19 protein-coding genes are annotated in these 23,966 nt (G+C 37.6%); 8 read left to right on the top strand and 11 right to left on the bottom strand.

Annotated elements, in window-relative coordinates:
- Positions 1-24: 24 nt before the first annotated feature.
- From JML65_RS03345 to JML65_RS03380, 8 genes are all read right to left on the bottom strand, one after another.
- Complete coding sequence (locus JML65_RS03345) at positions 25-1,296, bottom strand: NAD(P)/FAD-dependent oxidoreductase (protein WP_202269908.1); 1,272 nt, start codon at positions 1,294-1,296, stop codon at positions 25-27.
- Positions 1,297-1,848: 552 nt separating this feature from the next.
- Positions 1,849-3,033 carry an ABC transporter permease gene (locus JML65_RS03350; protein WP_202269909.1) on the bottom strand — a complete coding sequence of 395 codons (1,185 nt, stop codon included), beginning with the start codon at positions 3,031-3,033 and terminating at the stop codon, positions 1,849-1,851.
- Positions 3,023-4,198 carry an ABC transporter permease gene (locus JML65_RS03355; protein ID WP_202269910.1) on the bottom strand — a complete coding sequence of 392 codons (1,176 nt, stop codon included), beginning with the start codon at positions 4,196-4,198 and terminating at the stop codon, positions 3,023-3,025. The genes JML65_RS03350 and JML65_RS03355 overlap by 11 nt, the downstream gene beginning before the upstream one ends.
- A 9-nt stretch (positions 4,199-4,207) precedes the next feature.
- Positions 4,208-5,209 (bottom strand): HlyD family secretion protein, encoded by a 1,002-nt coding sequence (locus JML65_RS03360; protein WP_202269911.1) that lies wholly within the window; start codon positions 5,207-5,209, stop codon positions 4,208-4,210.
- A 32-nt stretch (positions 5,210-5,241) separates the two neighbouring features.
- Positions 5,242-6,588, bottom strand: a complete 1,347-nt coding sequence (locus JML65_RS03365) for a TolC family protein (RefSeq protein WP_202269912.1) — start codon at positions 6,586-6,588, stop codon at positions 5,242-5,244.
- Between the two features lie 468 nt (positions 6,589-7,056).
- The gene (locus JML65_RS03370) at positions 7,057-8,262 is read right to left on the bottom strand and encodes an MFS transporter (protein WP_202269913.1); all 1,206 of its coding nucleotides are present in this window, start codon (positions 8,260-8,262) and stop codon (positions 7,057-7,059) included.
- 88 nt (positions 8,263-8,350) lie between these two features.
- Positions 8,351-9,265 (bottom strand): helix-turn-helix domain-containing protein, encoded by a 915-nt coding sequence (locus JML65_RS03375; protein ID WP_084087581.1) that lies wholly within the window; start codon positions 9,263-9,265, stop codon positions 8,351-8,353.
- A 75-nt stretch (positions 9,266-9,340) separates the two neighbouring features.
- Positions 9,341-9,856: a hypothetical protein gene (locus JML65_RS03380; RefSeq protein WP_202269914.1), complete on the bottom strand. Its 516-nt coding sequence runs from the start codon at positions 9,854-9,856 to the stop codon at positions 9,341-9,343.
- A gap of 117 nt (positions 9,857-9,973) precedes the next feature.
- On the opposite strand from JML65_RS03380, the gene JML65_RS03385 reads away from it, so the two are divergent.
- From JML65_RS03385 to JML65_RS03420, 8 genes are all read left to right on the top strand, one after another.
- The gene (locus JML65_RS03385; RefSeq protein WP_202269915.1) at positions 9,974-11,383 is read left to right on the top strand and encodes a PLP-dependent aminotransferase family protein; all 1,410 of its coding nucleotides are present in this window, start codon (positions 9,974-9,976) and stop codon (positions 11,381-11,383) included.
- 181 nt (positions 11,384-11,564) lie between these two features.
- Positions 11,565-11,924, top strand: a complete 360-nt coding sequence (locus tag JML65_RS03390; protein ID WP_202269916.1) for a hypothetical protein — start codon at positions 11,565-11,567, stop codon at positions 11,922-11,924.
- Between the two features lie 69 nt (positions 11,925-11,993).
- Positions 11,994-12,695 (top strand): ABC transporter ATP-binding protein, encoded by a 702-nt coding sequence (locus JML65_RS03395; protein ID WP_202269917.1) that lies wholly within the window; start codon positions 11,994-11,996, stop codon positions 12,693-12,695.
- Between the two features lie 10 nt (positions 12,696-12,705).
- Positions 12,706-15,180 carry a TonB-dependent receptor gene (locus tag JML65_RS03400; RefSeq protein WP_202269918.1) on the top strand — a complete coding sequence of 825 codons (2,475 nt, stop codon included), beginning with the start codon at positions 12,706-12,708 and terminating at the stop codon, positions 15,178-15,180.
- 11 nt (positions 15,181-15,191) lie between these two features.
- Positions 15,192-16,640, top strand: coding sequence for an ABC transporter permease (locus JML65_RS03405; protein ID WP_202269919.1), 1,449 nt, complete (start codon positions 15,192-15,194; stop codon positions 16,638-16,640).
- Positions 16,641-16,642: 2 nt separating this feature from the next.
- Complete coding sequence (locus tag JML65_RS03410; RefSeq protein ID WP_115920147.1) at positions 16,643-17,992, top strand: DUF3526 domain-containing protein; 1,350 nt, start codon at positions 16,643-16,645, stop codon at positions 17,990-17,992.
- A 156-nt stretch (positions 17,993-18,148) separates the two neighbouring features.
- Positions 18,149-18,325: a histone H1 gene (locus JML65_RS03415; protein WP_047377485.1), complete on the top strand. Its 177-nt coding sequence runs from the start codon at positions 18,149-18,151 to the stop codon at positions 18,323-18,325.
- Positions 18,326-18,561: 236 nt separating this feature from the next.
- Positions 18,562-20,133: a M20/M25/M40 family metallo-hydrolase gene (locus tag JML65_RS03420; RefSeq protein ID WP_202269920.1), complete on the top strand. Its 1,572-nt coding sequence runs from the start codon at positions 18,562-18,564 to the stop codon at positions 20,131-20,133.
- An 81-nt stretch (positions 20,134-20,214) separates the two neighbouring features.
- Here JML65_RS03420 and JML65_RS03425 read toward each other — a convergent pair whose 3' ends face one another.
- The 3 genes from JML65_RS03425 to JML65_RS03435 form a co-directional block, all read right to left on the bottom strand.
- Positions 20,215-20,850, bottom strand: a complete 636-nt coding sequence (locus tag JML65_RS03425; RefSeq protein WP_157969916.1) for an HAD family hydrolase — start codon at positions 20,848-20,850, stop codon at positions 20,215-20,217.
- A gap of 31 nt (positions 20,851-20,881) precedes the next feature.
- Positions 20,882-23,005, bottom strand: coding sequence for a Tex family protein (locus JML65_RS03430; protein ID WP_202269921.1), 2,124 nt, complete (start codon positions 23,003-23,005; stop codon positions 20,882-20,884).
- Positions 23,006-23,104: 99 nt separating this feature from the next.
- Positions 23,105-23,770 carry an O-methyltransferase gene (locus JML65_RS03435; protein ID WP_202269922.1) on the bottom strand — a complete coding sequence of 222 codons (666 nt, stop codon included), beginning with the start codon at positions 23,768-23,770 and terminating at the stop codon, positions 23,105-23,107.
- Positions 23,771-23,966 lie beyond the last annotated feature (196 nt).

A 23,966-nucleotide genomic window follows, 5' to 3' on the forward strand; every position in this document is an offset into this window, starting at 1 on the left:
TTTTTTATGTTGATTTTGTTATGCTTATGATGGATTAGAGTCTTTTTTTTCCGGTTCCAGAATAAGTCTTAGCGTTGGGTCATTGGTCATAAAGCTTACGATCCAATTCGTAGCGAGTTTAAATTTATTACGGGATCCCGATATAGGAACAAGATGGATCAACAGCCAGGTAAGCCATGCCATAAATCCTTTCATAAATCCACCTTTTGGAAAATCTACTACAGATTTAAATTTTGCAATGGCTGCCATGCTTCCTTTATTGTTGTATTGGAAAGGTTTGAGTGTTCTCTCTTCGATCAGTTTGGGAAGGTTCTCAGCTAATAAAACTCCTTGTTGGATGGCAATTTGTGCCAGCTGAGGATGTCCGTTCGGGTAGTTTGCATCTGATGTTTGAAAACATTGATCCCCAAGTGCAAAAATATTTTTGGTACCAACTACTTTATTATATTCATCCACCATAATTCTACGTCCTCTGGTTATGGAAGATTCCGGAAGTCCGGGAGCTTGTCTTGCTATTACTCCTGAGGCCCATACCAGAGTAGCGGTAGGAATGGTCTGGTCATTTCCCAGTGTCACAATATCTTCATTGTAATCTTTTACCAATGTATTTAATATAACTTCTACTCCTCTCTCTGTCAAAACCTTTAATGCTTCCTGCTGTGCTTTCTGGCTCATGGGGCCAAGCAAAGCATTGGAACCGTCTATGAGGTATATTTTACCACCTCCTTTTGTAAGATTGGGATAATCTTTTGAAATGATACTATGGGACATATCTGAAAGCATTCCGGCTACTTCTACACCAGTAGCGCCTCCACCGGCAATGACGATATTTCTTAATTTTTTTTCTTCTGCAGGATTTTTAGTGATGGTGGCTTTTTCAAGACTGGTTAATATATGATTACGCAATGCAGCTGCATCATTTATATTTTTCATAGGGTAGGCCTTCTCTTCAATATTTTTGTTTCCAAAAAAATTAGTTTCCGTGCCCATTGCTAACACCAGATAATCATACGGTAAATTGCCTTTGTCTGTTTCCACAATATGAGCTTGCTCGTGAATCATCACCAGAGATCCTAAATGAAATTCCACATTGGGTTTTCCCTGAAACATTTTACGGAAAGGGTAACAAATATTAGAGGGCTCAATGAATGCTGTGGCCACCTGATAGATGAGTGGAGGAAAAAAATTATAATTGTTGTGATCTACAAGGGTAATATCAAAATCTTGATTTTTCCCTAATTTATTAGCAAGGTTGGTACCGGCGAACCCGCCTCCTATAATAACTATTTTCTTCATATTGTATGTGTTTATTTATAATTAGAGTTTAATAATAATTTGATTTGTGTATTTTTTGAATCTGAATCATTGTTTTTGAGTAAAACAAATTTATTGATGAGGGTTTTATAGTATATTGTCTTAGATTCTCTTTTAGTGGTTCAATACTCTCTCTATGATGAATTATTATTGAGCTTAACCCTATATCCTGATGGAGTATTAAATAAAAATACCCGTGATATATTGGATCTCATATCAAATAAATAGATCATATTCACGGGTATTTAAAGTGCTATAAAATTTGAAAAGTTAGACTTCATTTAAAGTGATTTGTTATGAATCATTACTTTCAATAAGACAAAGTTATTGAGGAATGGCTTAGAATATATTATCTATAATTCTCTTTTAATAGTTTAAAACTCTCTTTTTGATGAATTATTTATTTTTTATAAATAGCTTGTAATCATTCAGATATGAGATATCTGAAAAAAGAGTTGTGAATGCTGGAGAATAAAAATAGTATGATAATAGTACTGGAAAAGCCGCAGTTATTATCTGCCGAACTCATCACTATTATGAAATTTTTAACCGATAATTGACCAATATGGCAATAATGAAATAAAAGACTGCTGTCAGCCACATTTGACCCCATAAATCTTTTATGTCTCCCAGACTTGCCTGGAATTGGCTAAGCGCTAAAAATCCTCTGACACCAACTGTTGAAGGAAATACATAAGATAGTATTTTTACCCATTGAGGAAAAGCAACTACCGGCCATGATATTCCGGTAAGGAAAACTGCCGGAGTAGACAAAAATGTAATAGACATTGCTGCATCTTCTCTTCTTTTGAAAATTCCCATCAATGAAAATCCTAGAAATATTACTGCTAAAAAGAAGGGGACTAAAAATACAATGACATCTGCAAATGCCGCTCTGAAAGGTAATTTAAAAAGAGTAAATGTCCCCCCAATCATCACTGAAAATACCAGAATACATAATAATAAGTAAGCCAATGCCCGTCCTAAGAGTATTGGGATAATTTTAAGATGAGTGGAATCTGAAATACTATAAGCTTCAAGATATTTGTTTTGTTCCCGGAAGGTTCCTCCTAATACCCCAATGGCAGTAAGCAATAATGTCTGCATAACAACCAGAAATACAACAGGTAATAGGAATGTGCCATACCCTCCATAAGGGTTAAAGACAGGTTTGGTGATGGCCGTAATCGATCGGCGGGAAATAGTACTGTTTTCATAGTTTAGCCCGGTATGTAAAGATTTATTTATTTCTATTTGGGCGTTGAAAGTCCCCATAACGGAAGATGTTGCTCCGGAAATAGCTTTGTTATGCAGCATATTGGAAGCATCACTGTATAATGATAAAGATGATTGGCGCCCGAGAGATAGTTTTTGTTCAAAATCTTCGGGGATAACCAATATTCCAAAGACTTTTCCCTGGATAAATTCTTTTTTTGCCTCGTTCATATCGTTAGAAACCACAGGTACACTTACCTGCTGGGTGGCATCAAGCATTCTTATATAGTTTCTGCTCATGCTGCTCTTATCAAGATCTACAACGGCCATGGGCGTTTTTACAATAATTTCATTACTGTAAACTGAACTATTTAAAAAAGCAACAAGAAGCGTAAATATAAGAAACGTGGTCCGTAAAGCACTATCACCAAAAAAATGAAGTAATTCTATCTGGAAGGCGTTCAATATCGTCTTTATGATTCTGTAAAATAAACTATTTTTCATAATATCCTCCTTTTTGTAGTTGATAACTGAATTTTTTTAATGAGAGTAAGCCTATTAAAGAAAAAACTCCGAAACCTATCAAATAGGGAAGTGATTCAATAAGGGGCATTCCTTTAATAGCAATATTGGTAAGTGCCCTGGCATATGAAGCAAATGGAAAGATAGAATCCAGAATTTTAATTGCTGTAGGCATTCCTTCCTGAGGAAATGTATATCCACTAAATGAATATGCTAAAGAAGAATACCCACCTCCCATAGCACATAAAGATCTGAAATCCTTACTGATGGTTACAAAGAAAACTGCCATCAGCTGATAGACAACGATTAAAATAAGCGTCAGTATATATACGTTTACAATAGAGGTGTTGATTGGGATCCCCAGATAACCGAAGAGATAGGCAACCATTAAAATAGTCAGTAAGGAAAAAATAATAGTATAAGGCAATATTTTTCCGAAAAATGCGAAGAAAACATTATTCCCACTCAATTTATATAAGCTTTTCCCTTTGTTGTACTTCAGGATACTTCCCAGCAGGTATAAAGTGGTGATCATTACCGTTAGCTGTAATGCCATAGGAAAAAGAGAAAGACAAAGGTAATAGGCATAGTTAACAAAAGGGTTAAATAATGTATGGCTTCTCATAATGACAGGCTGAACAGCATTCTTTGCCTGTAGGGAAGATGCCCCACTTTTCATAATTACATTCACTTTTGCAGAAGTGGAGAAACTTCCTACCACCGTGTTAAACCCCTTATTGATAAGTCCTGCCGGTGTCATATAATCATTATTGACATATAATACCACATTGACAGTCTTCCCACGGCTGATATCTTTTTTAAAGTTGTTGGGGATAATAACCAATCCAAATACATGACTGGTCTGTATCAGTTTAAGTCCTTCGCCTTCGGTATTTACTTCTTTTGTGAAATCCAGTGTAGAATTAGCATCTACCTGCCTGATGAGCTCCCGTGATATCGATGTTTTATCCTCGTCCAAAATGGCTATGGGAAGTTCCCGAAGGACACCGTCACCAAAAATGGCAGCATAAAGGATAAATATGGCTAAAGGAACTCCTAATGTCCAAAGTATTATACTGGGTTTCTTTATGATTGTTTTCCATTCATAGAAAAACACTTTCCAAAAGCCATTTTTCATTGTATCCATTGTGGTTAGTTATAATGTTACAGACGGTATCAGTACACTCATTCCCGGACGGAATCCTTCAATTTTCTTTGTAGGGTAAGCTTTAACTTTGAATGTTCTCATATCAAAGCCTCCTTTTGTTTTGGTGGCTGTCCAGGTAGCAAAATCTCCAAGAGGAGCAATGAATTTTACCTGAAGTTCAATTTTTTTGTTATCTAATGCAGGAACAACTCCTTCAAATTTGCTGTTCATCTTGAATTTTCCCATCTGGTCTTCTTTGATATTGATCACTACCCAGATATCATTCAGATCCACAAGATTTACAATGGGATAGCCGGCATTGACGAGTTCTCCAAGGTTCGGAAAATATTGATTCACTTCTCCATCTGCCGGAGCAATGACATTGATCTCACTTCTATATACATTCACTTCCTTTACGGCACCGTCAGCCTGTCTCATAGAGGCTGCAGATGCATTTTTATCCTCGGTTCTGGCTCCGTTTTTTGCCATCAGATAATTATTGTATGCCGCTTTTTCCTGTTCTCTGGAAGCATTTTTCTGTCCTCTTGCTTCATCTCGTTTCTGTGCAGGAATTACTTTCTCTTGGTAAAGATTTTCCATTCTTTTGTAAGTGGTCTCTGCAAGATCAGCAGAGGCTTTGGCTTGCTGCCAGGAATTATAAGCTCCCTGAACCTGTTCATAGCGGGTTCCGTTTATCGCTTTATCGTATTGTGCAGTTGCAGCGTCTTTTGCAGATTGGGCCTGAATCAGTTTTGCATCAAGTTCAGGACTGGATAAAACAGCCAGAAGCTGTCCTTTTTTTACAGACTGTCCTTCATCAGCCAGCTTCTTCTCCAGTCTTCCGGTTACTTTTGGAGCAACATGAATTTCAGTAGCTTCAACTTGTCCCTGTAAGTAATCTTTTGTTGGACTGGTGAGAAAATAAACTGATACAGCAGCTATCGCTCCAAATATTAATATAATGATGAGGATATTGATGAATGTAACTGATTTTTTCTGGTTTGTCGCCATTGTAGTAATTTTAAGTTATATAATTTGAGATTTTATTTGGCATTTTGGATATAATCATTGCTCATTCCGCATACCTCAAAAAGTTTAGCAAGGTTGGTGTCATAATCCGTATAAGCCTTCAATTGTTCAATTTTTTTCCCGGATAGGTTCAGTTCAGCATCAATAACATCTGTAGATGTTGAGATTCCTTCTGCAAATGAGGCTTTTCGTATTCTTACAAGTTCTTCTGCTAATTTTATAGATTCATTTAAAGAAACAATTTGTTCATCCGATTTTTTAAGCTCATTGTATAGCTTTTCAACATAAGTTTTAATATCGAGCTGAAGCTTTTCTCGGGACATTTCAATCGTTTCTTTTTCACCTTTGGCTGCAAGAATCTTATTTTTTCGTCCAAATCCGTCAAAAATATCATAGGTAACCATAACACCTACAGTTAAAGGGTTTTTTACCAAAGGAAAGTTATGAGAGGCAATAATCTGCTGACCGGTTAATAAAACAGTAGGTAGATAATTTGCTTTTTCTATATTAATCCCTTGCTGGGCAATCTCTTCAAGGAGTTTTAATTTTTGTATTTGAGGATAATGAGCTGCTGCCTTCTCCTTATATTCTTCTAAAGAATTCATATTTCCTTCTAAAAAGAATGGTGTAGTAAGTGTAAACTCCTCTTCCTGCTCTAATGTTGCGGAAAGGGCCGTTCTTGCCAGCTGTAAATCTTTTTTGGAAGCAAGTAATTGTCTTTCAGCTTCAGCTACGGCTACTTTAGCCTGCAAAACTTCTACACCTGCAATAATACCGTTACGCTCCATTTTTAATGAATTTGATAAGTGAACGTTCATTACTTCTACAACATTCTCTTTTACAGTAACGGCCTCTTCGGCCAGCTTGGCTTTGAAATAACTGTTTGCCAGCTCTGAAACTAGGCCCTGTTCAGAATTGCTTTTTTCCACTTTGGCCACCTCAGCACCTATTTTGGCCATATTGACGGCTGATCTTATTTTTCCACCTGTATATACAGGCCAGCTCAAAGATATTCCTCCAAATGCCATATCTTTTTTCTGAAGCGTAAAATCCCAGTTCCCCAATACCGTGGGCGAGTGAAGCTCAAATAATGAAGCTAGCTGATCCCTTTTATCATTAAGATTAAGTCTGGATTCCTTATCTATATACGTTGCGATTCCAAATGCTTTAATATGAGGATACAGCATACTTTGGGCAGCTTTTATCTTATATTGGGCGACATCTATCTTTTTATTATTTATTTTTACTTCAATATTTTTATTCATCATCATATCTCTGGCTTCAGAAAAACTGAGTGCCGATTGGGCATGTAAACAATTTATGCCTGCCCATATGATGATAAGCTTAACCAATAATTTCATTGCAGTTATTTTATAATTTATCAATTTAAAAGTGATTATGAATCATTGTAAAAATTAGAGAAACTGTATTGCAATTTTTTAAGAATACAATGACCGCTTCCATGAATGGTATTTCCCAATATTGGGATAATAAAAACGTACATTTTCTCTCTTTTTCAGGTTGAAAATCCTAGTGTATAGCAAGGATGGTGTGTAATTACCATGTACAGATTTTGCTCATTTATTCCCTGTTCTCCGGAAATAAACTCCTTATAAAACCTGCTGTTTTTACCGTTATTTATTTAACAATCAATCATAGCTGCTAAATTATCATTGATCTCAGTATATTGGCTTATTTGAAAGTAGTTAAATGTAGTCCGAAAGTATCATTGTTTGGAAAGTCTGTTTCAAACTCAGAGAAGAGTTGATGATAAATGAATAGTAAAGGAGAGGAGATATCCTCAGATTTTGAAATAAAAAAAGCAGAGATTAATTCTCTGCTTTTTCTTTTTTGATCGCCTGGTTCATAATAAGAATGATTCCCAGAAGGAAAAAGGCTATAATCAGATAGCGCCATGCCAGTCCTTGTTGTTCTGTTACAGTTCCGCTTACAGAAATAATAAAACTCGAAATAGAGGTGATCACATAGACCAGCCCACCCATCAATCCACCTGCTGTTCCGGCATTTTTAGGGAAATACAGCATACTTGTTGTGAAAAACGAAGTAAACAGTACTCCAGAACAGATATGAATAAAAAAGGCAAAAGGAACCATGATGAAAAGACTTTCTGCATAATTGCTGGTGATGATCAATGCAACAATCAAGGTGAGCTGCAATAGAATAGGCTGCAGGATACGGGGCTTAAAATCCAGTGTAAGTCTGCGTTTTCCTATAAAACCTCCGATCATCCATGAGAAACCTAAAATCAAAGTACAATATCCAATGACTACAGGTGTAAAATGAAACGTATTTTCAATAATAAATGGCCCTGTAATATTAAAAAGCATAACAATAGAATAGCTTAATCCCAAGATGAAAATTCCCAACATAAAGATCCTGTTTTTAAGCATCATTTTATAAAGGCTTATATTTTCTGCAAGATCAAGCTTCTTTTTCTGGGGAAGGCTTTCACCACTGAAAAACCACTCGAACAGAAAGATAAGTCCTGCATACAGAGCCAGGAAATGAAAGTTAGCATGCCAGTTAAAAAGTTTTTCAAGATAACCTCCAAGAAAAGGAGCTAGAATAGGTCCGCAGGACCATACAATGGTAAAATAACTCAGGTAATGTTTTACTCTTTCCGAATCATAAATATCCACAAAAATAGCACGGGTAGCCACAACAAGTACCGAAACGGCAACACCCTGAAGAATACGCAGCAGACATATTAATAAGATACTATCAGTCATTGTAATCAGGAGGCTGCTGATGACCAGAAGGAATAAAGCAAGCAGTTTTGGACGGTAGCGCCCAATACTATCAAGGATTCCGCCCACAAACAGCTGGGAAATTCCATAGCTCAGCAGGTAGGAGGTAAGCGTAATCTGGATATCTTTTTCAGAAACCGATAATTCTCTGGCCATTGATGGAAATGACGGTAGGTAGATATCTGTGACAAACCCTGAAAGAGGGATAGACACAAAGGCCATAATGGTGATTAACTTTATGCGTTTTTCAGATGCTTCTCTCAACATATTCATTCATTTTTACAATGCAAAAATAATTCAAGAAAAGTAAAATCCAGTTTTAAAAGACAAAGTAAAAATTACGAAATTCAAATAATTAAAATGCATTTTTAAATTTTAAAGGAGAAGTCTGTGCATGCTTCTTAAAAAAATTATTAAAATGGGAAGGTTGCTCAAAGCCCAAAGTATAGCCAATTTGTGCAATATCCCAGTTGGTGTATTTCAGCAGGTTTTTAGATTCTTCAAACATTTTGTCCTTAATGATCTGTGTGGTTGTAAGATGGGTAACTGATTTTACAGAAGAGTTTAAATGATTCACATGTACATTAAGATGATCAGCAAAATCTGAAGGTGTTCTTAAGGCCAGCGGATAAGCTGGTGAATCTAATGGGAACTGTTTGGTCAGCAATTCATCAAACAGCTTATAAAGACGAACGTTAGCGGGAAGTTCATTGGGGCTGATATCCTCTACACGATTTTCCAGAGCGAGATGCAGTACGGAGGCAAGATTGCTTTTGATACTGGAGCATCGAAATGGATAAACTGAATTATTGATCTTGTATATCTGCTCAAAATATAAGGTTGCCAGCTGGGTTTGCTCTTCGGTTAAAAAAACAACTGGTTTGCTCCACTCTTTGAAGAGTGACGTTTTTTTGAATAAATTAAACTCAGAATTTCCATTAAAAAACTCCTGGTTGAAGAGGCAAAAATAACCTTCCTGGAAATCACCGTCACATTCCCAGGTATAAGGAATGCTGGGGGAAGGGAAAAATAAAGCAGGACGGTCAATATACAACTGATGAGTCCCATAATGAATAGTCCCTTTTCCTATGATAAAGCTAATCTTATAATAATCACGCCGGTTGTAAGGACTTTTGAAACTGCAATACTTTCGCATAGAGATATTGAAATGAGATTTTCCCATTTCAAAATCTTCCGAATCAAACAGTTTAATCTCATCTTTCCGGATACGTCTGTAATAATCTTCTATGGTTTCCAGCTGATCACTCATTGCCTTAAAATTATAAAAATCAAAGATATAAAATTGTAAAGAGATATAAGGTTTTTCAGTTTTTGGTTCCGATTTTTAATTTTTATGAATTTCCATTTTTAAAATAGAAGATGGAAGCTGAAAAGGTCCGGCGTGTGTCTGGGAAACCGGGGTAAAGCCAGACTCCTTCAAAAATTCCAGAAGCGAATCATGGCTGAGCATATTGATCCATATTATATCTGTAAAACCTAGTGCAGATCTGCATTTTTTCCAAAGAGACTGCCTTGTTTCAGGAGAATCAAATTCAGGGAGAATAACAAAGCTGATTTCCGCAGACCTTTTTCCTTCAGGTATTCCCGGGTATACAGAACCGCTTTTAATGATGCTGTATCCCACTGGTTGCTGATCTGCATACGTCATGATAAGCTGGTTGGAAAGATCATTCAGTTCATTAATCATCCTTCTTGGATCTATATCGTTGTAGATGTATTTTTTGATGTTTTCTTCAGAAACAAAGTCCTTGTGCAGGCTATAAACCGAAGAATCGATAATGGTTATAAGATCAGAAATTCCCTCTTTAGAACCTACTGTAAATTTTGAAATGATATCCATGCTTTTTTTTATTCAAAATTATAAGATTTATCCGAGCAGAAGGGATACAGTTTGCGAAAATATAATCAGTACAGATGTTTATTTTGTAAATTTGTTCAGTACAGTTTATCCGAGTTTATGAAACCATACAAATACGAAATTTTTACAGCTGTTATTGAGGAACAAATCCGTAACGGACTTTTGCAGGGTAAAGATCGCCTGCCATCGATCCGGGAAATTAAGAAAACATATCAGCTGAGTACAAGTTCTGTTCAGAGTGGTTTTGAATACCTTATGATGAAAGGTCTGGTTGAAAGCAATCCGCGTTCAGGATATTTTGTTTCGGACATCGTGGAAGAAAATATTCCCAGAAGAAGAACAAAGCTTGCCCCGGTAGTCAGGGATGAGGTATTTATGAAAAACATGATGCTGACATCCAAAAGAACATCGGAGTTCAGCTCTTTTAATGCCGCTATGCCGGGAGATCTTCTGATTCCACAAAAATTAATACTCAGGACGATGCAGGAAGTGATCCGTGAAAAAGGGTCTGCACTTCTCCGGTATTATCCTTCAAACGGGTTAGAACCATTGAGAAAACATATTGCAGTCCAAATGGGAAAATATGGCGGCACATGTAATCCCGATGAATTGATTATCACAGACGGAGCTTTGCAGGCATTGGTTATTGCATTGAGGTCCGTAACAGATACGGGAGATGTGGTAGCGGTTGATAGTCCCTGCGTGTTTTCAATATTAGAAGTGATTGCTAATCTGGGGCTTAAGGTTATAGAGATTCCTGTTCATTATCGGAATGGTTTTGACACAGAGTATTTCAGAAAAGTATGTGCAGAAAATAATATCCGTGCCCTGGTGGTAACTCCCAATTTTCATAATCCTACTGGTATTTTGATGAGTGATGATACCAAGAAAGAGTTGCTGAGAATAGCTGTAGTACATCAGGTACCGGTCATTGAAAATGATATGTATAGTGATCTTTATTTTACGGAAAAAAGACCCCGTTGCATTAAAAATTTTGATGAAACAGGATTGGTAATGACGTATTCTTCATTTTCAAAGACATTGGCACCCGGCATTCGCTTAGGCTGGTTGTCTACAGGTCGTTTTTATTCAAAGGCAGAGAGAAACAGGTTTGTATTGGGGAAATCGGTGTCGCCCATTTATCAGGAACTGGTACTCAAACTTCTTCAGGGAAACAGCTATGAAAGGCATTTGCGCTCATTTCGAAAAAAACTGAACGAACAAGCAATGATCATACTGGATGCATTAAGAAGGCATTTTCCACAAGATTCATATTTTCACAGACCGCAGGGTGGTTACAGCATTTGGGGACAGTTACCGGAGACAGTTGATATGGATACATTCTACCTTTACTGTGAAAATAACAAAATTGTATTTACTCCCGGTATTACATTTTCCCTTACAGAGCACTACAGTCACCATTTTAGGATAGTATTTACAGAGAGAATTACCTCGGAGAGTCTCGTTTTACTGAAGAGTGTAGGAGAAAAACTCAGAAGTTACAGCTGATTTTTGATAAAAACGGAAGTGTTTTAGTATGATGTGTCGATTCTGAATTAAAAGATGTAGCTAACCTACATTTTTTTAGAATAAGATGTTGATTTTTCAGTATTTCTCTTTGTAAGTATGCTTTTTTCAATATAATTCTTTAATTTCGCGAAATCCGGTAATAATCTCTAAACATATTCTTTTGAGAATCACAAGGCATTTTAAGAATTTTCTGACGGCAATGTTTATTGCGGTCTATGCTTTTGCTGTTTCTCCGGCAGAATATCTCCACCATCATTTTCTTCACAATCTGGATGCCGGGATCAGTGTTCAGGACTCTACACATGAAAACGGAAAAGTTTTCAAAAACTCTTTTTCAAAATGTGATACCAAGTGTCCGGTTTGTCATCACAAGCTGTTGGGTGAAGAGCATCATGGGAATGGTTATACCACGGTTTTTGCCTTAAAAAAAATTACCGGGAAGATTGCCTCTTCTCCGGGGTTTCTGTTTTCTTTCAGCCTTTTTTCCTTATCAGACCGGGGTCCTCCTGTAATGTTGTGATACTTAGATCTATATTGCCTGCTTTCTATGTGGGCTTCACTCTTTTAATCATAACATAATACATTTTTCATGTCAATATTACAAGCAATCCAGCTTAGTAAGCAGTATAATCATGTTACTGCACTAAGCGGACTCAATATATCCGTACAAAAAGGAGAAATATTCTGCCTGCTCGGACAAAACGGTGCCGGGAAAACAACAACAATTAATATCTTTTTGGGATTCCTGAAAGCCAGTTCCGGTGAGGCTCTTATTAATGGTATTCCAGTGGAAATCAATGGGGAAGCTACTAAGAAATATATAGCGTATATCCCGGAAGTGGTACAGTTATATCCTCATCTTACAGGGATTGAAAATCTGGATTTTTTCAGTCAGATGGCAGGATTTCGTTATTCGAGAGCTGAATTAGCCTTATTTCTTGAGAACACAAGTCTTCAGCAGTCTGCACACCATAAAAAACTGTCTTCGTATTCCAAAGGAATGCGTCAAAAAGTGGCTATTGCTATTGCCGTGGCCAAAAACGCAGATCTGATTTTAATGGATGAGCCCACCTCAGGTCTGGATCCTAAAGCTACTGCAGAGTTTACAAGGATTTGTAAAGATCTCGCTGCAGAAGGTAAAAGCATTCTGATGGCCACTCATGATATTTTCAATGCTGTGAATGTAGGCACCCGGATAGGAATCATGAAAGAAGGCCGTCTTGTTCATACGTTGGAGGCAAGTTCAGTCACTGCTGATGAACTTCAGAAAATCTATCTGGAAACCATTTAAGAGCAGGCCAATGAAATATTTTTATATCACAGCTGCACTGGCGACTGCCAGTGTGAAGATCTGTGCACAGCAGAGATTATCCGGAGAAGTAATAGGCGAGAATAGACACAAGCTTACAAATGCCCGGATCAGTATTGAAAATAAAGAAAATACCTACAATACAACTAGTCAGGATGGAAATTTTACAATAACGGATATCAAAAGTGGGAACTATGAGGTAAAGGTGAATGCAGACTCCTATGATGAGTATACTGAGCATATTGCAATAGACAGTACATCGCAAAGCAGAAAATTCATTTTTCATCTTTTTAAGGTTGGAAACATACAGGAAGTAGAAATTACAGGAAGAGCTTCCAAAAAATATTACAGTGATTATTCTTTTTCGGCTACTAAAATAGGAGTACAAAATAAGGATATTCCTTTTTCCATCTCTACAGTGAGCAAGGAGCTGATCAACGATCGCCAGGCCTATCAGCTTGGAGATGCCGTAAAGCTGGCCAGTAGTGTCACCCCGGTAAGCTATTATAATCAATTCAGCATCCGGGGGATTGCGCAGAATGAAGAGGGTACAATTATTAATGGAATGCGTACCCGGCAGTATTATTTTATGCAGCCCATTACCACCAACCTTGAGAAAATAGAAGTGATTAAAGGTCCGGCCAGTGCCGTTCTCTCCAGTGTAGATCCGGGAGGAAGTATTGTGCTGGTGACAAAAAAGCCCTTGAAAACTCCTGGCAGAGAAATCAGTATGAGTGTAGGAAGCTTTAGCACCATAAGAAGCTCACTGGACTTTACAGGTCCTTTGAATCAGGATAAAACGTTATTGTACCGTTTCAATGCAGCATATTCGGAAGCTAAAAGTTTCAGGGATATACAATCACAAAAGGCCATATTAATATCCCCGTCCTTTTCTTTTATCCCCAATGACAGGACGGCCGTCAATGTAGAAATGATTTATAATGACCTGAACGGAAAAATAGACCGTGGACAACCCATTTTTGGTGCAGTGGCAGGAGTTACTGATCTGAATAGTACACCTATAAGTTTTAATCTGGGGGCTGTAAATGATTATTTTAAATCAAAAGAGCTTATTATCATGTCGAATTTTACCCATCGTATTACTGATAAGCTCAGTATTAATGCGTCATATATGAAGCAGACCTGGAAAGAGGATCTTCAGGAGCACAGAACCACCAATACTTTTGGAGTAGATAGTAATAATAAAGCTATTCCGACGCTGGCAGGGATGCAGATGGTACAGCGAAACCAATTCTGGAATACAGATAACTTTAATGCATACATGGTTTTTAATGTTAAAAGCGGACCTTTAGAACACAAAATCTTGGCAGGGTATGATGTTATCAGTACTCATAAATATAAAGGCGGTGCCCAGAATACGGCAAGAGGATACCTTCTGACTAACGGAAAAACAGCATCGTCTTATGATCCCCAAAATGCAGGAGCCTATCAGATGGTGACCATTAACGGGATTACCATGCCCAAGCCGAATGTAGAACATTTTAATCTGGCAGATCCTACCTATGCGATTAAGAATCCTGAGGAATATGTATTTTCAAAAGCAGCTCTTCCGGCAGCGTTGATCCGTTCCAATGGAATATATATCCAGGACCAGATCAAATGGCATCGTTTTAATCTTTTTCTGAGTCTCAGACAGGAATGGTTTCAGGATATCACCCATTATAAAGAAAATAATGAAGTGACAGTTAAAGATACCAAACTGATTCCCAGAATTGGGGTGACCTATAATGTAAATGATCACATCAATGTCTATGCTTCCTATATAGAAGGGTTTCAGCCTCAGTCTAATACGGCTTCACTGGCAGCCGTGGCTATCCCTGAAGGGAGAGCATTTGAACCTTTAAAAAGTAAGTCACAGGAAATAGGGATGAAAGCAGACTTTTTCAATAAAAAACTGCACGTTGACTTTGCGGTTTATGAGATCACACAGCGAAATATCCTTCTGAATGCTAATGACCCTTCAGAACCGGACAGACTGGTCACCAGAGGAGAAGAACGAAGCCGTGGCTTTGAAATGGATATTATAGGAAATATACTCCCCGAATGGCAGGTATTTGCTTCTTATGGGTATAATGATGCCAGGATTATTAATGATGTAAATCCTGAGTTGGTGGGGGCAAGAAAGCAGAATACACCTTTTCACAGTGCCAATATCTGGCAGAAGTATAGTTTCGAGAAGACTTCTTTTCTGAGGGATATCGCCATAGGTTTTGGGGTTCAGTACAGTGGAAATAAAGTTCCAATGTATAACCGTTCCTTTTTGGTGCCGGAATATACCATTTTCGATGCAGCAATATACTATACGCCAAAACAGGGACCTTTGAAAATTTCCCTCAATATCAATAATCTTTTTAACACCACTTACTGGCTGGGGGCACAAAACTATCTGCGTTTATTTCCTGGGGCTCCAAGAAATGCAGTGCTTACAGCAGTATACAAATTTTAAATCATATTACTATGAGAATACATATTGTCCGGCTGATTTCAAAACAGGTTTGGAAACAGTCATTACAAAATAAAGCCGTTGTTTTTCTTCTGATGATTTTAAGTCTTCTTTTTGTATTTGCAGCGTATACAGGATGGCAGGATTATAAGGTACAGGAAAATAACAGAATCAGACATCAGATGGAGGTACGTCAGCAGTGGGAAGAAAAACCGGATAAACATCCTCACCGGATGGCGCATTACGGATATTTGATTTTCCGACCGAGATACCCGCTTAGCTTTTTCGATTATGGATTAGAGCGGTATATGGGAAACTCTGTATTTCTGGAAGCTCATAAGCAAAATACGGTTAATTTTTCAGAGGCAGGGTTTTCAACGGGGATGCTGCGTTTTGGAGAGGTAAGTACTGCTGTAATTTTGCAGACTTTGATTCCGTTATTTATATTTTTTCTTGGATTCAGCTGCATTTCAGCAGAGCGGGAGAATAACACACTGAAAGTATTACTGAGCCAGAGTGTCAAATGGAAAGAGCTGTTGGCCGGGAAAATAGTAGGTTTACTTTGTTTGGTCAGCATTGTGTTTTTTCCTGTGATGCTGTTGTCGGCGTTTATTTGGTTTAGCCTTGCAGGTTTCTACACTACAGTTAATGAGTTTTCGCATTTATTGTTGGTGACTGTAGTATACCTGGCGTATTTTTTCATGATTTGCAGTATCTGTGTTATGGTATCGGCAGTAAGCAGTACCTCGAGATCTTCTTTAATAAAGCTAATAGGAATATGGCTTTTGTTTATTGTTATTATACCAAGGACTGCGCAGGCTTTTGGATCCTTTCTTTATCCGGCTCCATCAAAAATAGATTTTGATACTATGGTGGAAAATGAACTGGTAAAAACCGGAGACAGCCATAACCCTAATGATATATATTATAAAGGAATAAAAGATTCTTTACTCAATGCATACAAAGTAAAAACGGTAGAGGAACTGCCTTTTAATTATAGCGGATATATTATGGCTGAAGGAGAAAAGATCAGCTCGGGAATCTACAATAAATACTGGAAAAGGCAGCTTACAATTTATGAGCAGCAGAACAGTATTAATAATTCCCTTGTTTTTGTTAACCCTTTTCAGGCTGTCAGGAACCTTTCCATGGCACTTACGGGGTCTGATTTTAATTCTTATATAAGCTATCAGGAACAGGTGGAAGACTACCGGTATCAATTGGCACAGCTGATGAACAAACTGCAGATGGAGAATATCAGCAATAAAAAACAGCTGCCGGGAGAGAAACCGTATACCATCGGTAGAGATCACTGGAAAGAACTTCCGGATTTTCAGTATCGTTTTATCAGTAGCAGGGAGCTTTTTCAGAATGAGGCGGCTTCAGGGCTTTCACTTCTTGTATGGGGAGTGGGTCTTCTTTTTATCCTTCATTTTATATCCAAAAAAATAAAAATAAATTAGTCATGTACCTATTATTATATAAGAATTTTATACGTTCCCAGGCAGCTTACCTAGGAATATTGTTTCTGCTCTTATCAGGATTGATCAGTATTTTTGTAGGAAAACAATTTATAGATCAGCAGAATGCCAATATCCATAAAACAGAGATATATCAGCATGAGCATATCCAGAGGTATACAGGATATATAGACAAAGACCTTGGGCTGCTTCTGTATTATCTGAAATTTGGATTGGTTAATAAAGCAGATCCTATTAATGCATTGTCAATAGGGCAGAGAGATCTTAATCCTTCCATACAGAGTGTGACGATCAGAAACCTGGAAGGTCAAAAATATGATACTGATCTTCAGAATCCTGTAAGCCTTCTTTTAGGAAGCCTGGATCTTGGATTTGTCATTATTTTTCTTTTTCCTTTGGTCATTATATCATATACCTATAACCTTTTATCAGAAGAGAAAGAAGAAAGCACATGGGTTCTTCTTTGTGTACAGTCTCAAAAACCTTTCCGTATTTTATTTCAAAAATTTATGATACGTTTTACGGCCATTGCCGGAACTTTATTCCTTTTGGTTCTTTTGGCAATTCCTATTCTGAATCTCAGCTTTGATCTCACTTTATTAGCTTTCATCATGATTTCCCTGTTGTATTTTATTTTCTGGTTTGCTTTGAGCTTTTGGGTGGTTTCATGGAATAAAAATTCAAGACTAAGTGCAGCAGGGCTTTTATGTTTCTGGATTGTGCTTACTGTTATTCTTCCTGCTGTTCTCAATAATTTTATTTTAAGCAAATATCCATTACCGGAGGCATTGGATACTGCTATTGAGCAGAGAGAAGCCTATCATGAAAAATGGGATACAGACCAGAAACCGACTTTGGAAAAGTTCTACCAACATTATCCACAGTTCAGGTCTTATGGTTTTCCAAAAGAGAATTTCAGCTGGCTTTGGTATTATGCGATGCAACAGATGGGGGATGATGAATCTAAAAACCAGTCGGATCAACTGAAGACGAAGCTTTGGAAAAGAGAGGAGATGAGCAGGAGATTTTCCTACTTTATCCCTGGTTTACATGTACAGTTTCAATTGAATGATCTTACCGGTTCAGGACTTGCAGATCAGTTACAATTTATGCAGGCTGTTGAACTGTTTCATGAAAAGAAAAGACTTTTCTTTTATCCTGAAATTTTTGCCAAAAAGCCTACAGAAACCATCAACTGGAAAGACTTTAAACTGGAATATTATCATAACAGATCTTCTGTCAATGGGTTGATGATGTTTGGACCGTTGCTGTTGTTGAGTGTGTTTTTTTATTTTGCAGGGCTTGTTAATTTTAGGAAACAAACTGTTTTGTAGTCGGTTATAGCATGTAAAAAACACATGTGTTTGATTATTTCCTCAGTGTAAGAAAAAAGAATTTTACTGAAATTCAGGATTTTTACAAATTTTCTGGGTGCTGTATTGGCTGGAATCACCATAAAACCTATATTTGCAGCCTAAATTTTTAAATAAATGAAAGAACTAATTGAAAAAATCAACGCAGAATTTGAAGCGTTCACAACTGAGGCAAACCAACAAGCAGAAAAAGGAAACAAAGCAGCTGGTACAAGAGCTCGTAAAGCAGCTTTAGAACTAAGCAAACTGTTCAAAGACTTCAGAAAAGTTTCTGTAGAAGAAGCTAAAAAATAATTCACCTCTAACCGGCTTTTAAAGCCGGTTTTTTTTTATGCCTTCAATTTCTGTACAACATTTCTTTCGCTTACTCATGATGGCTCATACGGCAGCCTGCTTTTGCTAACCCTTTGTGATGAATATCAACTTTTCATGCAAAAAGGTTGAAAACATTCGTCTGTAAAGACTTTTTTGCCTCTAATCCTTTATCATTTCCGCAATTTCCTTTATCTTTAAACCAATCAATATATGTTATGAAGATAAATAGATTTTTTGCAGTACCGGCAGTGGTGTTGGCTGCCCAATTTTCATGGGCTCAGGTAAAAGTAGATCCGAAAGAAAAACTTGATCCGATCGTAAAAAGTTTTGTAGATGAAGTAAATAACAATTCTCAGCTTGAAAATATGGCTGGCGAATTATTAGACGGTATAGGCCCGCGTCTTGTGGGAACTCCGGAAATGCTTGCCGCCAATGAATGGAGTGCCGGGAAACTTCGCTCATGGGGAGTGGAGGCAAACCTTCAGCAATTTGGAACATGGAAAGGCTGGCAAAGAGGGATTACCCATGTTGATATGGTATATCCGCGTGTAAAATCACTGTCTGCAACGCAATTGGCCTGGAGTCCGGCGACTAAAAAAGCTGTGGAAGCAGAAGTAATTATTCTTCCTAAAGTATCTTCTAAAGCAGAATTTGATCAATGGCTGCCTTCCGCAAAAGGGAAAATTGTGCTGATGGCTCAATATCAAAAAATAGGACGTTCTGATGAGCAGATCAAAGAATTTGCAACTCCTGAACTTTATGAAAAACTTAAAGCGGAAAAAGAGCAGGCTGCCAAGGACTTTACTGCGTATGTAAAAAATATAGGCTACGACAACAGCACGCTTCCGGAAGCTTTGGAAAAAGCAGGGGCAGCAGGAATTGCTATTTCCAACTGGACGGGGATTATGGGCGCCAACAGAATCTTCGGAGCAAAAACATCCAAAATTCCAATGATCGACATTGATGTGGAAGATTATGGGATGCTTTACAGAATGGAGGAAAAAGGAAGTAAGCCAAAAATTAAAATTGATGCCCAGTCAAAAATCCTTCCTGATGCCAAAAGCTTCAATACCATTGGAATGATCAAAGGAAAGGAAAAACCAGAAGAATATGTTATCCTTTCTGCTCACCTTGATTCCTGGGATGGAGCTCAGGGAGCTACGGATAATGGAACAGGTACCCTTACGATGCTTGAAACCATGAGAATCCTGAAGAAATATTATCCAAACAATAAGAGAACAATCGTTATCGGACTTTGGGGAAGTGAAGAACAGGGGTTAAATGGTTCAAGAGGTTTTGTAGCAGACAATCCTCAGATCATTAAAGGAGTACAGGCTGCCTTCAACCAGGATAACGGAACAGGAAGAGTGGTAAACATCAGCGGTCAGGGATTTGTGAAAGCATATGATTATATCGGAAGATGGCTTGATGGAGTTCCAAAAACCGTAAAAGGACACATTAAAACTGACTTCCCTGGAATGCCAGGAGGTGGAGGTTCTGATCATGCTTCCTTTGTAGCGGCAGGAGTGCCAGGATTCTCTTTAGGTTCTCTGAACTGGGGGTATTTTGGGTATACATGGCATACTACAAAAGATACGTATGATAAGATTGTTTTTGATGAAGTGAAAAATAATGTGGTTTTAACTGCTGCATTGGCGTATATGGCTTCTGAAGATCCTGAATTTACCAATAGAGAAAAAAGAGTAATGCCTCAGGATGAAAAGGGCGGAACAGTAAAATGGCCGGAACTTAAGGAACCAAGAAGAGATTCTAAAGAATATAAATAATAAGATATTAGTATTCAAAATAACAAAGGCTGCCTATTTAGGCAGCCTTTTTATGTAGGTATATTCGTATAGTTTTTACAATTAGATATACAATTCTAAATCTGAAAACTTTGAAATAGAAGGTTCATATGAAGGATCTTCTAATTTTCCAAAACCATATTTACAAAAAATAAACTCCAGCTCATTTGATTTTGATGAGTTGTAATCTGTTTGGGTATCGCCAATATAAATGGTGTTTTCGGGGTTTAATTGATTCCTTTCCATGATCAGCTTTATGTTTTCAGCCTTGGGTTTTTGGGTCCGTCCGTGAGATTCAAAATCTGCAAACAGGTCATTGAACTGACAGTATTCTAAAAATGCTTCAATATATCCATCCTGACAGTTGCTTACGATAAAAAGGCGGTGCGTGTTGGTAAGGCTTTTCAGGGTATTCTCAACACCATCATACAGAATCCCACCCTGGATACGCAGTATTTCATTTTCCTGAGAAACAATTTCAGAAAGTATTTCCTGAGCCTGCCGATCTGAAATTCCGGGAACAATATCTTTAACAATATCAAGCGCCAGTAATCCCATATACTGATCCATATCTTCAGGTTTCAGGTCTTTTTTTATCAGCTGATACCTGTTCAGAACATGATTCCATATCGTAATGATAGAAGCTCTGGAATCCCATAAAGTTCCATCTAAATCGAAAATTAAATTCTTATAATTCAAGGTGTATTTTTTTATTGATTAAAATATATGCTTACAGAATCATACTCAGCTGAATCCTCTTTCTGGTCTCATCTACCTCCGTTACTTTTACGCGAACATGCTGATGAAGTTTTACCACTTCATTGACATCAGAAACAAATCCGTCTTTCAGCTGGGAAATATGAACCAAACCGCTTTCTTTAATTCCCAGATCTACAAAACATCCGAAAGCCGTAATATTGTTGACGATTCCTGGAAGGATCATTCCTGTTTTTAAGTCTTTAATACTTTTTACATGAGGATCAAACTCAAATACTTTAGCGGCTTTTCTAGGGTCTAATCCCGGTTTTTCAAGCTCCTTCAGAATATCTTTGATTCCTAAAATTCCAATTTCTCCTGTAATATAATCTTCGGGTTTTACCAGCGTTATTTTTTCTTTATTAGCAATCAGTTCATGGGTTTTAATCCCAAGATCTTTGGCCATTTTTTCTACAATACTGTAAGCTTCAGGGTGTACAGCAGAATTGTCTAATGGGTTTTCGGCATTGGCAATTCTGACAAATGCTGCGGCTTGTTGGAAAGCTTTTTCGCCCAGTCTCGGTACTTTTTTCAATTGCTTCCTGTTTTCAAAAGCTCCGTTTTCTGCACGGTAGCTGACGATGTTTTCCGCCATTTTCTCCCTAATTCCGGAAACGTAGCTCAATAACGATTTACTGGCTGTATTTAAATTGATTCCTACAGAATTTACACATTTCATGACGGTAGAATCCAGTTCATTTTTCAACTGAGTTTGGTCTACATCATGCTGATACTGGCCAACACCAATAGATTTCGCATCAATTTTCACCAGTTCTGCCAGTGGATCAGAAAGCCTTCTTCCAATAGAAACAGCACCTCGTACAGTTACGTCATAGGTAGGAAATTCATCCCTCGCGATTTTGCTGGCAGAATATACAGAGGCTCCTGCTTCAGAAACCACAAAAACCTGTAAAGGCTTATCAAAAGCGATTTTTTTAATGAAAAATTCTGTTTCACGGCTTGCGGTTCCATTTCCTATAGAAATAGCTTCAATATTATAGGCGTTAACCATAGAGCGGATTTTCTTCATGGCCATTCCTGTTTCGTTCTGTGGTGCATGAGGATAGATGGTTTCATTGTGGAGTAAGTCTCCCTTTTCATCCAGGCACACAATTTTGCATCCGCTTCGGTAGCCGGGGTCAATAGCTAAAATTCTTTTTTCACCCAAAGGCGGTGCTAAAAGTAACTGGCTTAAATTCTCGGAAAATATTTCTATGGCTTTCTTATCAGCTTTTTCTTTGGCTTCCTGCAGGCTTTCATTGGAAATGGCAGGTTCCAGAAGTCTTTTATAACCGTCCTTTATGGCCAGTGCAATTTGATCAGAGCTTTCATTATCAGACTTGATAATGGCTTTCTCTATAAAGTCGATGGCTTCCTCCTTATCAACGCCTACATTGGTTTTTACAAAGCCTTCTGCTTCAGCTCTTAGCATTGCAAGAAGCCTATGAGAAGGTGTTCTGCTGAGGTTTTCTTCCCATTCAAAATATTGGGAGAACTTCTGGGCAGCTTCTTCCTCTTTTTTAGCTTTTACTGCCTTAGAGGTGATTACAGCTTTACGCTGAAACAGACGACGGAGATTTTTACGGACATACATGTTTTCATTGATCCATTCTGCCATGATATCTCTTGCTCCCTGCAGTGCTTCTTCTTCTGATGAAACTTCATTATTAAGGTATTTTGAGGCCAGAAACTGAATGTCGTTATTCTTCTGGCTCATAATGATTCTGGCTAAAGGTTCCAATCCCTTTTCTTTGGCTGCATCAGCCTTTGTCTTTTTACGTTTTTTGAAAGGAAGGTATAAATCTTCCAGCTCCTGAATATCAAAGCTTTCTTCAATTCTTTGTTGGAGTTCAGGTGTTAAAGCGCCCTGTTCATCTATAGATTTTACAATAGATTCCTTTCTTTTGACAATCTCTTCAAACTGCTTGCTGATCTTTGAGATCTGTTCAATCTGAACTTCATCCAAATTCCCTGTTTTATCCTTTCGGTAACGGGAAATAAAAGGAATAGTGCAGTCTTCTGCTAATAATTGTAGGGTATTGTTGATGCTCTTTTCAGAGATATTAAGCTGCTTCTGTATAAATTCTACGGTCGTCATTGTTCTGTTTTCGGATCGCTAAAATAGGGTTTTTAAAAAGAAAAAAGACGAGTTGCCCCGCCTTAAAAATATTTTTACCTGTCAAAATTATAGGTCAAATCAATTAACAATGGCAATTGCCATTCCGTCATATTCTTTTGCACCCACTGTTTGCATAATTGTCGCGGTAACTTTTGGATTGCTGGCCAGCATTGTATTAAAACGCTGTACACCTTTCACCTTTTCATCAGTGGTATTTTCATCCAATACTTTGCCTTCCCTAATTATATTATCACAAACGATTACTGTTCCCGGATGTGAAAGCTCAAGTGCTAATTCAAAATATTCGGTGTAGGGTGGTTTATCGGCATCGATAAAAATAAAGTCAAAAGGGTCTTCATTCTTGGCAATAAACTCTTTTAAGAGATCCATTGCTTTGCCAACCCTCAGGTCAATCTGATCATCAAGTCCGGCTTTTGCAATATTCCGTCTGGCAATATCAGCATGATGAGGGTCATATTCTATGGTGATAACTTTACCATCTGCAGGAATTGCTCTTGCCATCCAAATAGTGCTGTAGGCCCCTAAAGTACCTAATTCTAATACGCGCTTGGCTTTACACATAAGCATCATGACCTGCAAAAACTTGCCTTGCGTTGGTGTTATACTGATTTGAGGCATGGAAGCATCATCTAAAGACTGAATGGTTTCTTGAAGAAAACGGTCTTCAGGTGCTACCAGGTGGCTAATGTACTGATCTACTTTTTCGAATAATTGCTGATTCATGTTTTGAATTTTGAAATTGGTAATTAAAGTTTTATTGTTTATTTAAGCTACAAATCTTGAGGTAGTTGTAACCATAAAGTGAGTCAATGATTGAACTCTAAGATAAGCAATTTTCGAGAAATGGGAAAAACAGACTAATCTATCTTAGGTTTTTACAATATCTTATTGGTAGTTTTATGAGTAAAAGTTGAATTAA

This window comes from Chryseobacterium sp. KMC2 (genome assembly GCF_016756935.1).
Classification (GTDB): domain Bacteria; phylum Bacteroidota; class Bacteroidia; order Flavobacteriales; family Weeksellaceae; genus Chryseobacterium; species Chryseobacterium rhizosphaerae.